Here is a 13,423-nt window from a genome sequence, read left to right on the forward strand (position 1 = left end):
CAAGCTCGGCTCAGCGTCCGGCGATCGCGCTGGCGGTTGTTCGGCGTCTTGTGAACTACTGTTTTGTATCCAGGAAGGTGAAGGAGTCGATGATGGCAGGCCGGTCCTTGGTCCCCGACGCCGCCCGCTGGCCCGGTGGTGACCGTTTGCAGTGGCTGACGCTGTCCGCTTTCGTATTCCTCGGCGGCGCCGCGGCGCTGCGGGTTGTCGGTGTCCCATCGGTTGATCTGCACGGGCCGACGCATTTCCTCGGGCTCATGGACCCTTTCTGCGGCGGAACCCGGGCCACCTACCTGCTGCTGACCGGCGAAGTGTCGGAGTCTCTTCGCTACAATCCCGGCGTCCTTGTCCTCGCCGTCGTCGCCCTGCTTGCCCTGGCGCGCGGCGCGGTCGGGGTGCTCACCGGCCGCTGGTTACAGATCGCGCTGCGTCCAGGAATGGGGCGCGTGTTGCGGATCGTCGCCGTGGTCGCGGTGCTGGGGTTGTGGGTGCGCCAGCAGATCAACGCCGACCTGCTGACCCAACCCTGGCCGGTCCCGTAACTATCGAGTGACCGCCGCGGTGTAGCCCAACTCGGTGATCGCGGCGATCACGTCCTCGACGGTGGTGACCGCGACATCGAGCTCCACGGTGCTGCGGCCCTTCTTCATCGAAGTCTGCGTGCCGGCCACGCCGGGCAGGTCTTCGAGGGTGTCGTCGATGAGCAGTGCGCAGCTGCCGCAGTGCATGCCCTCGATCCGGAAAATGTGGGTGGTCATGCGGAGTTGTCCCTTCAGAGGATGGTGATCATGCCCGAGTACATGCCCATACCGCAGGTGTAGTCCAAGCGGCCGGGCTGCAAAGTGCCGACGTCGATGCGGGTTTCGCCGCTGGTCGGCAGCATCGCGGTGATGCCGAGGCTCGGGACGACCATCGACCGGATACATCCTTGTGTTCGGTTGGTCTTGACGACGAGCGTGGTCGGGATGCCCGAGACGGCTTCGATATTCTTGGGACCGTAGGAGCCGGTCTTGGCGGTGATTGTCAGGGTCTGCACACCGTCGGCGACGACAGCGGCCGAGGCGTCTGCTGCTGGGGGTTCGAATCCGATCGACTCGGTGATCCGGCTGGCCGCCAGCGGCGAACCGGCGAGCTCGAGGCCGCCGTTGAGTGTGTAGAAGCCCATCGCGAGCACCACGACACCGGTGGCCAGGGCCAGTCTGCCCCGCCACACCGTGGCCGCGACCCGGGCGGCGTATCCGAGGATCGCGAACAGCGGGCTGGTACCAAGCACGAAGACCGCCATGATCGCCGCACCCCACCACGGTGAGCCCGAGGCCAAGGCCAGCGCCTCCACCGACAGCGTCACCCCGCACGGGATCAGGACCGTCGAGACACCTAGCACCGCCGGAGCAAGCGCGGCCTGCGATCGTGCCCGCTTGCGCAGTACCCGCATCCAGGACGCGGGTGGTTCGACCACGATGCCCCGGAACCCCGGCACGCCCAGCTGCGCGAGACCGAAGACGATGATCAACAGCCCGGCCCCGATCTGCAGCCAGGTCCGGGCACCGGTCGACAACTGCACGGCACCTCCGACGGCACCCAGGACCGCGCCGAGTACGGTGTGCGACAACAGTTTCCCGGCAAGGAACCCGCCGACCGGGGCGAGATCATCGACGACCCGTTGGCCCCAACGCGGCTGGCCCGTCGTTGTCCCAGCGGCACTGTCGGAGGCCGATGCAGCGCCGATACCCGCCGCGGTGGCGGCGCGCTGACGGGTGATCAGACCGGTGAGCAGACCGCCTTGCACGGCAGCACACGACACACCGCCGGCGAACAAGCCGGTCACCAGAACAGGAAAAAGATTCACGAAGACTCCTGCGAGGAAAGGAAAGACAACGGCATGACAGATCGCGCCGACGACAGAGTCGGCGGCGCGAGACCCGAGACGGTCACAACATCGGACACATCCCGGGCGCCCGCTCCTATGTCCGCAACACGCAGAGTTCGACCAAGGTCGGTGCACGCGGCAGGACCGCCCGCACCCGTATCATCGCGACATCCGGGGCTCGGCGAAGCACAGTGGCAACGACGTCGCGCCGCGGAAAGGCGAGTGTCGCCAGCATCGCCAGGAATGCCGCCAAACACGCCATCACCAGACCCACCGGCGGGGCAGGCACGGCATCGTCGGCCACCGTCAACGGCGTATCGGCAGCCTGGACGCCCACCCTGGAATCAGGGCCGTGGTCATGCTCGTGGAAACCGGCATCACCGACCTGCGCACCACCACACTGACCCGCCACACCACCGACCATGGCGGCCGAGTGCGCCATCATCCCCATCGGCATGCCGGTCTGGCACTGCGCCCCGTGCACGAGGGCGATCGCGACGAACGCCGACAGCGCCACCGCAAGCCGCAGCAGCGCGACTCGTCGTGCAGTCATCGGCGCGAAGATCACGCCGTGATCCTACTAAGCGAGCCAGTAGGAAGCGCAGCCCACCCGCGATCACTACGGTCGTGTTCGATTGCCCTCGACGCCACCACCGCTAGCGGCCTCAACTCAGGCTGAGACTTCACAGTCCGGCACTCCGGGCTCCACTGAGCTCGGTGAGCGCGGCGCTGCCCGGGGCGAAGGCATGGCGGCATCGCAAAGCCGACAACGTGCTGCCCGATTCTCGGCGAATGCCGCCACGACCCCGAACAGTGCCATGCGTGGCCCCTGACCAGGCCAGTGAGTGCTAGCGCGGTGGTTTTCTGCATCTGCACCCACTGGCCGCTCAGCGACTATCGAGAGGTGCGGCGGGTGCGTGCCAGTGCGGCCACCGCGGCGGCCGCGGCGATCACGCCCAAGCCCAGCCCGCCCGCAGCCATCCAGCGAGTCGCCGAATCAGTGCCGGTCTCGGAATCGTGCTCGTCCTGGGCCGCCGGGGCGGCGGCGTGGGAGTGCCCGTGTCCGTCACCGGCGGGAGCGGGTGCCAGAGCCAGGACCGGCAGCGGGAACTCCGGTTCGGGTGCGCCCTCGGCGCTGGGCTGGTCCCAGGTGACGACCTTGCCGTCGCTGTAGGTCTGCACGGCCCGGAAGGCGACGGAGTCCTTGGTGGGCAGCGGCCCGGCGTAGAGATCGAAACGCTGGAACTGGCCCGGGCCGACACCGGAACCTGGATCCGCGGTCCAGGTGACCGAGGTCGCCATCTTGGCCGCATCCCGGTTCACCGTGGCCGTCCACCCGGGCAGAGGTTCGGTACGCGCGGTTTTGAGACCGGGCAGCTCGACGGTCAACGCGGTGGTCGAGGCCTGCTCGGATTCATTGGAGATGCGGAAGGTCAATACCGCGGAGGTGTTTTGCTTGGCGCCGGGGGCTTCGACACCCAGGTGCGCCGAGGCGATACCGCCGGCGAACACGGTGGCGGCCGCAGCGGCACCGAAGGTGACGGCCAGGCGCCGCAGAACTGTGGTCATGTCATATTTCCTTGAGTAGGTGGTGAGCAACGATCGGGAGCCGGGACCCGATGGGAGGGCCCCGGCGCTCGACGACATCACCGGCCTGGCTGTGGAACCAGGCGGGCCTCACCGCCTGGTTTCCGGTCCGGTGGCGGGATAACGCGAGCGCCGGTCCTCGGCAGAGGGGTGTGTGCGGGGCGGCGGTGGTAGGACCCGGCGGTGTCCGCGTCGCTCGGGCTCCGAACCCGGCCACGGGCGCGGCGCGCCGTTCGGGATGCGAGGCCCGGGGCCGAGGCGGTCTTCACCGGCTGCTGGCCGAGGCCGTGGCGGTAGGGGCTGTCGGCGGTAGGTGCGCTGGTCGGACTCGGCCGTCGGTCGGAGCTTGGTCGCTGTACCGAGCCGATTCATCGGTTCGACGCCGTGCCCGGGTCGGCGGCGCAGTGGGGTGGTTACCGGATCCGAGCCCGCAAAGGCGGGTTCGGTGAGCCGGTGGCGTCCGCTGGGCAGTCGATGACGTCCGGTGACGTGCTGCTCGGGCGTGGTCGCGGTGCGGTCTGAGCGTTCCAGCCGGGCCAAGGCGTAGGCGGCGATGACGCCGATCGCGGTCAAGCCCGCCCAGACGACCCAGTCCAGTCCGGCGTCGCGCGCGGCGCCGACGAGGGTACCGGTGGCCAGGTTGCCGACCAGGATGCCGACGCCGACGACGGTGTTGTAGAAGCCGTAGTGGGTGGCGACCAGCTTGTTTCCCGACAGCGAGACCACGGTGTCCATCTCGAACGGGAACACCGCCGCCGTGCCGATCGCCAGCAGCGTGGTGGTGACCAGCAGCGCGGTCACCGCGGCCACGGTGCCGAAAAGCCCCGTGGTGGGCACGATGATCAAGGGGATGAACGCCGCAGCGAGCACGGCCATGCCGGCGACCAGGCTCTTGCCCGGCCCCCAGCGGGCACGCAACCACGCGGTGATGCGCAGCTGACCGGCGACAGCGACGACGCCGGAAACCACGAACAAGGCCGAGACCAGGGTTTGCGAGCGTGCCCCGGCGATGAATTCCGCTTGCAATGGCAAGGCCAGATACACCTGGAACGACAAGACATACGAGCCGATCATCGCTACCGAGAACGCCAGGAACCGCCGGTTGGACATGACCCGGCGCCAGTCGTCGAGCACCGAGGTCTTCTCGGCCGGGGCTTCACCGCGGCGGGCGGGCAGGGCGAACAGCTGAGCGATGGTCAACGCGGCGAACACCGCCGCCGCGACCCCGGCGGTGACGCGGAAGTCGACCGCCATCAACGCCAGCCCGACCAGCGGTCCGGCGAGGATGCCCGCTTGATAGAACATGTTGAAGACCGCGAACGCCTCGACGCGGCGCTCGCCGGTGTCAGCGGCCAGATAGGCGCGCACGGCCGGATTGAACAACGCGCCCGCGAAGCCGGTCGCCGCGGAAGCGATCAACACCGCGGGCAGGGATTCGGCGAAGACCAGCAGCGCGAAGCCGCCGGTACGCAGCAAGCATCCGGCCACGATCAACGGTTTGTAGCCGAGCCGATCAGCCAGGGTGCCGCCGATGAGGAACATGCCCTGCTGGGAAAAGTTGCGTACACCCAGGACCAGTCCGACCGCCCACGCCGCGAGCCCCAGTGGGCCGGCCAGGTATCCGGCCAGGTACGGCATCAGCATGTAGAAGCCGAGGTTGATGCCGAACTGGTTGATCATCAACAGCTGCGCGGGCCGGTCGAAACTGGCGAATTTGGTGACCACGGTCACGAGGCGAGTTCTCCTTCTGCCATTGCCGTCGGCGAGACCACCGTGGTGCAGCGGGTCCAGCGCTGCACGACCCGTTCACCGGGGTGGCTGATCGCTTCGGGCGCGATCGGCGGGGTGGTGTCGAGGAGCCCGTGCTCGGCGCAGTAGGCGTCGTTGTAGATGGTGTCGAAGTAGCGGTGTGGCCCGTCGGGGAACACCGCGGCGATTCGGGTCGACGGCGCGGCGACGCGGGCGGCCCATCCGGCGACCAGCGCGACCGCGCCCACGCTCCACCCGCCGGTGGCGTGGTGTGTCGCTGCCAGTGTGCGGCACGCCCACACCGATTCCGCCGGGGCGACCCAGTGGACTTCGTCGAAGGCCGCGTAGTCGACGTTGGCGGGGTAGATGCTCGAACCCAGGCCGCGCATCAGCCGCGGCCCGGCCGGTTGGCCGAAGATCGTCGAGGAGATCGTGTCGACGCCGACCAGTTTCATCTCCGGGTTGTAGCGGCGCAGCACGCGCGCGACTCCGGCCGAGTGTCCGCCGGTGCCGACCGCGCACACCAGGACATCGACGGTGCCCAGCTGCTCGATCAGTTCCAAAGCCAGGGATTCGTAGCCCTCGACGTTGTCGGGATTGCTGTACTGATCCGGGCACCAGGCGTCGTCCTCGGCGGCCAGCAGCTCGGCGACCCGGTCGCGCCGCGCCTGCTGCCAGCCACCGACCGGGTGCGGTTCGGTGACCAGGTCGACCGTGGCGCCGTAGGCGGCCAGCATCTGGGCGACGATCGGTTCCAGCCCCGGGTCGGTGACCACGGTCACCGGGTGCTGGTACACCATCCCGGCCAGCGCCAACCCCAGGCCCAGCGTGCCGCTGGTCGATTCGACGATGCGCGCGCCAGGCGCCAGATCGCCGCGTTCGCGCGCCTTCTGCACCATGTGCAGCGCGGGACGGTCCTTCATCCCGCCAGGGTTGAATCCTTCCAGCTTGGCCCAGAACCCGCGATCGGCGCCGGCCAGAGGTTCTCCGATCCGCAGCACCGGGGTGTTGCCGACCAGACCGCGGGGTGCATCGATGGCATCTGGGGCGCCCAGCATGCGACGGGTGTGGGCGAGTTCGAGGGTGGGGAAGGTCGAGGTGTTGTTCACGGTTGCTGTCTCTTCTCTGCACAGGCGACCGCTTTCGCGGTACGCCACGACGATGGGCAGCGAGCACCGGCCGGACACGACGGATCGGCCTGGCGCTGACCGATCAGCGTCGGGAAATACAGAACAGAGTCAGTACAGTGCGCCCATCAGGCGAACGCGGCGCAGTAGGCGGCCCACGAATACCACCAGCGCGGGAGTCCGGTGTCGACGCCGGCGTCCAGACCGCGGTGAAAGCGGCGAGCACCAGAGCGGCCAGCGTCAGCGACACGATGCCCGGCGGCAGCGCCTTGTCCGGGCAGTGCCCGGCGTGCGCGATGCACAGCTGGGTCGCGTCGACGGTAGGGAGGGCGTGGTCGTGGCCGGTCGCGGCGTCGAAATCGGCGTGGTCGTGGTCAGTCGCGCTGACGGGCGCGGCAGCGGTGAGCGCGTGATGGACACGTGAGCCGGTCTGATCATTGAAGAGCAGGCAATCGGCGGCAGGAACGATCACCAGGGCGGCCAGCAGCAGAACTGCCAACCAGCTACCCCTGCGCATCCGACCGAGAGAATTCACGATGCCGCGACAATAACGAACACATAACGGCGAACGCAATGGCGCCGCCGCCACATCCACAGCGTCGCGATGGGATCGTGTGCCCGTCTTCGTGTCGTAGACCGGCGCGGAGAGCCCCCACGCTGCCTTGCTGCGCAAACTCCACCTCCCGAACTCGATCACGCTGGGCACCAATACTTTTGGCGGTTCCTACCCTATCCGCAAGCGGAGGGTTGGTTGACAACCACAGCGATCAATCTACTATCTCGGTACGTAAATAGTTTGTGTTGTGTGATCAGGCGCACGCCTCGGCGTGTCGGACCACAAGACCTTGCGCGAGTCACATCCGTGACATGCCCCGGTGACGAGCACGTGACGAGCACCGTTTGTTCGTCCGAATGCGGCTAACCCGCCGCCCGCCGGCGGTAAACCGCACCGGCAACGATGAAAGGGACCATCATGACCACCACCGCCCGACCCCAGCGACATCGCCTTCCCGCCCGCCTGCTGGCTGCCACATCGATCGCCGCGGCTGCGACCTTTCTGGTCGCTGTTCCCGCGACCGCGGCACCGTCGGCCTCGGGGACCAGCGGCCGACCCGCGGGCGCCGATGACGGCCGGGGCACCGCCTGGCATGGCAACTCTCGCGTCGACAACGGCCACAGCACCGATGGTGGTCCACGCGGGCACGGACACGATCGCGCCGACGCCGGTCGCCACGACCCGTCCGACGACGGCGGCCACTGCACACCTCGCGTGTGCTCCGGACCCCGCTAGCCGCTGGAGTCGGGGTGATCGATCCCTCGCGGCCGCTGCCGCAGCGCCTCACGCAACCGCTGCGATTGCGCGGGGGTCATCCTTTCGATGAACCGGGCCAGCACGTCTTCAGCGCGGCCGCCCGCATCGAGCGCGGCGCGCATCAGTCCGGCGCTGTACTGCTCGCGAGTCAGAGTGGGCCAGTAGAGGTAGGCCTTGCCGTGACGTTCGCGGTCGAGCCAGCCCTTGCGGTGCAGGTTGTCCATGGTGGTCATCACCGTGGTGTAGGCGATCTCACGCCCGCCGGCGATCACCTCGCGCACCTGGCGAACACTGACCGGCTCGCCGGCCGACCACACCGTGTCCATGACCACCGTTTCCAGCTCGCCGAACCCGCCGCCTGCCACCCGAACCTCCTCACCTTCCGGCTTACCCGCACCGAGCGGGCCGCGCAGATCTCGGCGACGAGACGCGCGCGACAGCCTGGCCGTGATCGTAGGACGAATTCGTTTCACTCGCGCGGCAACGAGGTGAACAACCAACACGCCCGCTCACGTGCCTCTCCCCACACACGAGCGCCCTAGCATGCGACGAGAAATCCTCTTCACCTGCACAAACCCAGTCATTCACCGGCCAGTCGATCACCGGTATCGACACGACGAAGGAGACGCCCATGTCGTCACCACCCAACCTCGGCATGCTCAGAACCCGGCGCAACTTTCTGGCGCTGAGCGCCGGTGCGGGCACAGCCGCACTGCTGGCGGCATGCGGGAATTCCACCTCGCCTCAGCGTTCTCCGGTCGGCCCCGATTCCGAAGCGGTCCGATCCGCCGAGGACACCCGGCGATCGGCCACCGCGGCGGTGCGCGAGGTATCGCTGCGTCCCGCGCCGAGCACGGTCGATCTCGGCGGGGTCCAGGTCCAGACCTGGACCTACGACGGCTCCCTGCCCGGGCGTGAGATCCGGTTGCGCCGCGGGGAGGTGCTGCGTGCCGAACTGAGTAATGCTTTGCCCGCGCCGACGACGGTGCATTGGCACGGCATCGCCTTGCGCAACGACATGGACGGCGTTCCCGAGATCACCCAGGACCCGATCGCCGCGGGCGCGAACTTCCGCTACGAATTCACCGTTCCCGATGCGGGCACCTACTTCTTCCACCCGCACGTCGGTGTCCAGCTCGACCGCGGCCTCTACGCCCCGCTGATCATCGAGGACCCTGACGAGGGATCCGACTACGACACCGAAGCCGTCATCGTGCTCGACGACTGGCTCGACGGTGTCGACGGCCGCGACCCGGACAAGGAGCTGGCGAGGCTGCGTGAGCAGGGCATGGCCGGAATGGACATGGGAGGGCAATCCGGCGGCATGGACCACGGCGGAATGTCGATGAGCGGCTCGGCGCCGATGTCGGCACCCAGTGACCCGGCGATGCCGTTGGGCACCGACACCGGCGACGTGCAATACCCCTACTACCTGATCAACGGGCGCCTGGGCACCGACCCCGTGGTCCTGCAGGGCCGCCCGGGACAGCGGATGCGGCTGCGCATCATCAACGCTGCCTCCGACACCGCCTTCCGCGTCGCCCTCGGTGGTCACCAGCTACGGGTCACCCACACCGACGGCTTCCCCGTGGATCCGGTGTCGACCGCCAACATCCTCATCGGGATGGGCGAACGCTACGACGCCGTGGTCGAACTCGGCGACGGGGTGTTCCCGCTGGTCGCCTCCGCCGAAGGCAAGACCGGTCAGGGCTTCGCGCTCATCCGAACCGGATCCGGCACTCCACCACCGCCGGATGCTCGCCCCACCGAACTGGCCGCGATCCCGCTGTCAGCGGACAGGCTGAGCGCGGCCGAGGCCGTCCGGCTGCCCGACCGCAAACCTGATCAGATCCTCGATGTGGTCCTGGAAGCCGACGTGAACAAATACATCTGGACGATCAACGGCAAAGCCTTCCCCGACCATGCCCCGCTGGATGTGACTGCCGGGCAACGGGTCCGGCTGCGGTTCAACAACAAGACGATGATGTGGCACCCGATGCACCTGCACGGCCACACCTTCCAGGTCGTCACCGGCTCCGGGGCCGGGCCACGCAAGGACACCTTGATCGTGGTGCCCAACCAGACCGTCGAAGTCGACTTCGACACCGACAACCCCGGCCAGTGGATGCTGCACTGCCACAACGTCTACCACGGTGAAGCCGGGATGATGGCCGTCGTCTCCTACGAGCAATAACCCCAGGCCGAGTGCCGCTGCCCCATGCCGCGGTTTCCACCGCGCGTCAGTGCGCGTACCGCCCACCGATACCTGATGCCCGCCACCGATGCGAAAGGAGGTGACCGACCGATGAACCCGATGAAGATGTTGTGCGACTGGATGTGCTCGATGATGGCCTCGTGCTGTCAAATGTGACCCCCAACGGGTCACGTGGGTCGGCCGTCGAGTCGCCAGTCGGCCGACCCACGAAATTCCACCAGGGCGACGTGACAAGCAAACTACTATCTGCGTACGTAGATAGTAGTTCTACGAGATAGGCCACTATGAACACCAAATCCTCACCGCAGAGCACGCGCCGGATCGCCACTAGCGTCGGCCTTGCGATCTTCACCGTCGCCGCCACTGCCACGCTCGCCTCTCCGGCGCTCGCCGACGCCGGCACCACCGCATCGGCCACCGAGGTCTCCGCCGCACACGACAACCGCCACCGTGACCACCACCCGGGCAGTCGCCACGGCAACCACCGCAACCATCAGGCCCCGCTGCTCAACAACTACCGGCCCGGATTCCCGCTTCCGCGCACCGGCAGCTGGTAACACAGGCCTGGTCAGATGAGGGTCGATCCCACGATGGCGATCGACCCTCATCTGCACTTCGACCAGGTCGAAGTGACAGAACATCACCGAACAACCTACGATATTGCTACGTAGATTTAAGGTTCCTGTCAGGAGGTTGGTCGTGGCACACCGATTCGGCGATCTCGAAGCCGTCGTGATGGAGCGCGTGTGGGCGGCCGAAGACGACCTCACCGTCCGTGACGTCTACGAAAGTTTGCTGCTCGAACGCGAGATCGCCTACACCACGGTGATGTCCACCATGGACAACCTGCACCGCAAGGGCTGGCTCGACCGCGAACGCCATGGCAAGGCATACCTGTACTGGCCCACCCTCACCCGCGAGGAATACAGCGCACAGCTCATGCGTGATGCCCTCGAAGGCACGCGCTCCGATCTCGTGCTGGCGCATTTCGTCGACCAGATCAGCGAGGATGAATCCGAGGCCTTGCGCGCCCTGCTCCGCCGCGGAAAATCCAACCGATCCAAAAGCTGAGCCATCCCGTTCGCCCTGGTCGCGGCGAGTTCGGCCGCGGCTGCGCCCCTGCCGTCGACCCAAAGGAACGTCAGCGCATGTCCAGCGATCACCTACGCTCCGACGCCGACCCAGCGACCGCCCACACTCACGAACACGGCGGAAGCCGTGGCCCTGACCACAACGAGGCCTCGCACCCGAGACCCGAACATCACGAGCACACCGCCACCTCCGGCCACGATCACGGTGCGCCTGCACCCGACCACGGCACCCACGACGATCACGCCGGGCACACAGGCCACGGCGGGCACGCGGGCCACGGCGATCACGTCGCGATGTTCCGGCGCCTGTTCTGGGTGATGCTCGCCCTGGCCGTGCCGGTCGTCGCCGCGGACATGATGTTCGCCGACCTCATCGGCTACACCGTGCCCACCGGGTTGCAGTGGGTGTCCCCTGCGCTGGGCACCGTGATGTTCTTCTGGGGCGGACGGCCCTTCCTGACAGGGGCGGTCAGCGAGATCCGTTCCCGTCAGCCAGGGATGATGCTGCTGATCGCGCTGGCGATCACCGTGGCCTTCGCCGCCTCCTGGGGCTCGACACTGGGCCTGCTGGCCCACGAGCTCGACTTCTGGTGGGAACTGGCACTGCTCATTGTGATCATGCTGCTGGGCCATTGGATCGAGATGCGTTCGCTCGGCCAAGCCTCCAGCGCGCTGGAATCGCTGGCCGCGTTGCTGCCCGACGAAGCCGAACGTCTCGGAGAGGACGGCACCACCGCCACCGTGCCGGTCACTGACCTGCGCACCGGCGACCTGGTCGTCGTCCGCCCGGGCGGACGAGTCCCTGCCGACGGCAGCGTCGAGACCGGCAGCGCCGACGTCGACGAATCCATGATCACCGGCGAATCCCGCCCGGTCCACCGTGGCCCCGGCGACCGGGTTGTCGCCGGAACCGTCACCACCGACTCCGCTCTACGGGTCCGGATCACCGCAGTCGGTTCCGACACCGCGCTGGCCGGAATCCAGCGCCTGGTCGCCGAAGCGCAGAACTCGACCTCACGCGCCCAGGTGCTGGCCGACCGCGCCGCGGCATGGTTGTTCTGGTTCGCTTCCGGCGCAGCGGTCATCACCGCGATCACCTGGCTGCTGCTCGGGCAGCCCGAATCCGCGGTCACCCGCACCATCACCGTGCTCGTCATCGCCTGCCCCCACGCCCTGGGACTGGCGATCCCGCTTGTGGTCTCGATCGCGACCGAACGAGCTGCCAAAGCCGGTGTGCTGATCACCGATCGCCGCGCTCTCGAAAGAATGCGCACCGTCGATGCGATCCTGTTCGACAAGACCGGCACCCTCACCCGCGGCGAACCCGCCGTCGTCGCCACCACCTCGACCCAACCCGGCATCGGTGACGACGAAGTCCTGGCCTTGGCCGCAGCCGCAGAGTCCGACAGCGAACACCCCTTGGGTCGCGCCATCGTCAACACTGCTACCGAACGCGGCATCAGCATTCCCACCGCGACAGATTTCACCGCCCAGAACGGTGTCGGAGTCACCGCCACAATCAACGGCACAAAGATCAGCGTCGGTGGGCCCGCGATGCTCGACCAGCACAACCTCGACCCAGCACCCGCTGCGGCCGAGTGGTCCGCGCAGGGATCGACCGTGCTGCACGTCCTGCGCGACGGGAAGCTCATCGGGGCACTAGCTCTGGCCGACGAGATCCGCCCCGAATCCGCCCAGACCATCAAGGCCCTGCACGCTCGCGGCATCCACGTGGCCATGATCACCGGCGATGCCGAGCCCGTCGCCCGCACTGTCGCTGCCCAACTCGGCATCGACGAAGTCTTCGCCGGAGTCCTGCCCCAGGACAAAGGCGCCAAAGTCCAAGCCCTCCAAGACGCCGGGCACACCGTGGCGATGGTCGGCGACGGCGTCAACGACGCCCCCGCCCTCGCCCGTGCCGACGTCGGCATCGCCATCGGCGCCGGCACCGACGTCGCTATCGCTTCCGCCGGTGTCGTGCTGGCCTCCGACGACCCCCGCGCTGTCTTATCGGTGATCAAACTGTCGCACGCCACCTACCGCAAGATGATCCAGAACCTGGTCTGGGCAGCCGGATACAACATCATCGCCGTGCCCCTGGCCGCGGGCGTGCTCTCGCACTGGGGCATCACACTTCCGATGGAAGTCGGTGCCCTGCTGATGTCGGCCTCTACCGTCGTCGTCGCGGTCAATGCCCAACTGCTCCGCCGCCTGGACCTGAGTCCGGACGCGGTGCTAGCTGACTAAGCCGAGTCGCGTCCGCTCGAGCCATCCTTTGCGGTGCAGGTTGTCCACCGTCGTCATGACGGTGGACAACCTGCACCGTCGTCATGACGGTCGTGTAGGCGATCTCTCGGTCACGAAGCAAGTCGCCGTACACCTGCCGGACCGTGATGGTGTCGTCGGCCGACCAGGCACGGTCCATCACAACCGCTCCCCAGTTCCCCGAAACGATGCCCCATCGCCGCTCTC

General features: G+C 67.6%; 13 protein-coding genes. 5 read left to right on the forward strand and 8 right to left on the reverse strand.

What is annotated here, in order from left to right; all coding sequences use genetic code 11:
- The first annotated feature begins 77 nt into the window (after positions 1-77).
- The gene (locus CRM89_RS10290; protein ID WP_098083853.1) at positions 78-542 is read left to right on the forward strand and encodes a DUF2752 domain-containing protein; all 465 of its coding nucleotides are present in this window, start codon (positions 78-80) and stop codon (positions 540-542) included.
- On the opposite strand, the gene CRM89_RS10295 is transcribed toward CRM89_RS10290, so the two are convergent.
- The 8 genes from CRM89_RS10295 to CRM89_RS10330 form a co-directional block, all read right to left on the reverse strand.
- Positions 543-758, reverse strand: coding sequence for a heavy-metal-associated domain-containing protein (locus CRM89_RS10295; RefSeq protein ID WP_172964473.1), 216 nt, complete (start codon positions 756-758; stop codon positions 543-545).
- 14 nt (positions 759-772) lie between these two features.
- The gene (locus tag CRM89_RS10300; RefSeq protein WP_086849342.1) at positions 773-1,828 is read right to left on the reverse strand and encodes a sulfite exporter TauE/SafE family protein; all 1,056 of its coding nucleotides are present in this window, start codon (positions 1,826-1,828) and stop codon (positions 773-775) included.
- Between the two features lie 136 nt (positions 1,829-1,964).
- Entirely contained in the window at positions 1,965-2,438 is a 474-nt protein-coding gene (locus CRM89_RS10305) for a hypothetical protein (protein WP_086849340.1), read from the reverse strand.
- A gap of 326 nt (positions 2,439-2,764) precedes the next feature.
- Positions 2,765-3,439, reverse strand: coding sequence for a YcnI family protein (locus CRM89_RS10310; protein WP_086849339.1), 675 nt, complete (start codon positions 3,437-3,439; stop codon positions 2,765-2,767).
- 108 nt (positions 3,440-3,547) lie between these two features.
- Complete coding sequence (locus CRM89_RS10315) at positions 3,548-5,188, reverse strand: MFS transporter (protein WP_086849337.1); 1,641 nt, start codon at positions 5,186-5,188, stop codon at positions 3,548-3,550.
- A complete protein-coding gene (locus CRM89_RS10320) occupies positions 5,185-6,264 on the reverse strand; it encodes a PLP-dependent cysteine synthase family protein (protein ID WP_054811724.1) in 1,080 nt (359 codons plus the stop codon). The genes CRM89_RS10315 and CRM89_RS10320 overlap by 4 nt, the downstream gene beginning before the upstream one ends.
- 154 nt (positions 6,265-6,418) lie before the next feature.
- Complete coding sequence (locus tag CRM89_RS10325) at positions 6,419-7,030, reverse strand: hypothetical protein (RefSeq protein ID WP_127516122.1); 612 nt, start codon at positions 7,028-7,030, stop codon at positions 6,419-6,421.
- A gap of 590 nt (positions 7,031-7,620) precedes the next feature.
- Positions 7,621-8,010, reverse strand: coding sequence for a BlaI/MecI/CopY family transcriptional regulator (locus tag CRM89_RS10330; RefSeq protein ID WP_086849335.1), 390 nt, complete (start codon positions 8,008-8,010; stop codon positions 7,621-7,623).
- A 266-nt stretch (positions 8,011-8,276) separates the two neighbouring features.
- Between CRM89_RS10330 and CRM89_RS10335 the strand changes: the two genes are divergently transcribed.
- From CRM89_RS10335 to CRM89_RS10350, 4 genes are all read left to right on the forward strand, one after another.
- A complete protein-coding gene (locus CRM89_RS10335; RefSeq protein ID WP_054811688.1) occupies positions 8,277-9,839 on the forward strand; it encodes a multicopper oxidase family protein in 1,563 nt (520 codons plus the stop codon).
- 305 nt (positions 9,840-10,144) lie between these two features.
- Positions 10,145-10,417 (forward strand): hypothetical protein, encoded by a 273-nt coding sequence (locus tag CRM89_RS10340; RefSeq protein WP_054811689.1) that lies wholly within the window; start codon positions 10,145-10,147, stop codon positions 10,415-10,417.
- A gap of 142 nt (positions 10,418-10,559) precedes the next feature.
- Positions 10,560-10,931 carry a BlaI/MecI/CopY family transcriptional regulator gene (locus CRM89_RS10345; RefSeq protein WP_169812125.1) on the forward strand — a complete coding sequence of 124 codons (372 nt, stop codon included), beginning with the start codon at positions 10,560-10,562 and terminating at the stop codon, positions 10,929-10,931.
- A gap of 77 nt (positions 10,932-11,008) precedes the next feature.
- Positions 11,009-13,198: a heavy metal translocating P-type ATPase gene (locus CRM89_RS10350; RefSeq protein WP_371391982.1), complete on the forward strand. Its 2,190-nt coding sequence runs from the start codon at positions 11,009-11,011 to the stop codon at positions 13,196-13,198.
- Positions 13,199-13,423: the final 225 nt, after the last annotated feature.

Origin of the sequence: Nocardia sp. FDAARGOS_372, from assembly GCF_002554515.1 — a bacterium.
Taxonomy (GTDB): domain Bacteria; phylum Actinomycetota; class Actinomycetes; order Mycobacteriales; family Mycobacteriaceae; genus Nocardia; species Nocardia farcinica.

What these genes read in the sequence shown, in the direction of transcription:
- CRM89_RS10295 (WP_172964473.1), bottom strand. Translation starts at nt 758, where the DNA reads ATGACCACCCACATTTTCCGGATCGAGGGCATGCACTGCGGCAGCTGC.
- CRM89_RS10310 (WP_086849339.1), bottom strand. Translation starts at nt 3,439, where the DNA reads ATGACCACAGTTCTGCGGCGCCTGGCCGTCACCTTCGGTGCCGCTGCG.
- CRM89_RS10320 (WP_054811724.1), bottom strand. Translation starts at nt 6,264, where the DNA reads ATGCTGGGCGCCCCAGATGCCATCGATGCACCCCGCGGTCTGGTCGGC.
- CRM89_RS10335 (WP_054811688.1), top strand. Translation starts at nt 8,277, where the DNA reads ATGTCGTCACCACCCAACCTCGGCATGCTCAGAACCCGGCGCAACTTT.
- CRM89_RS10340 (WP_054811689.1), top strand. Translation starts at nt 10,145, where the DNA reads ATGAACACCAAATCCTCACCGCAGAGCACGCGCCGGATCGCCACTAGC.
- CRM89_RS10350 (WP_371391982.1), top strand. Translation starts at nt 11,009, where the DNA reads ATGTCCAGCGATCACCTACGCTCCGACGCCGACCCAGCGACCGCCCAC.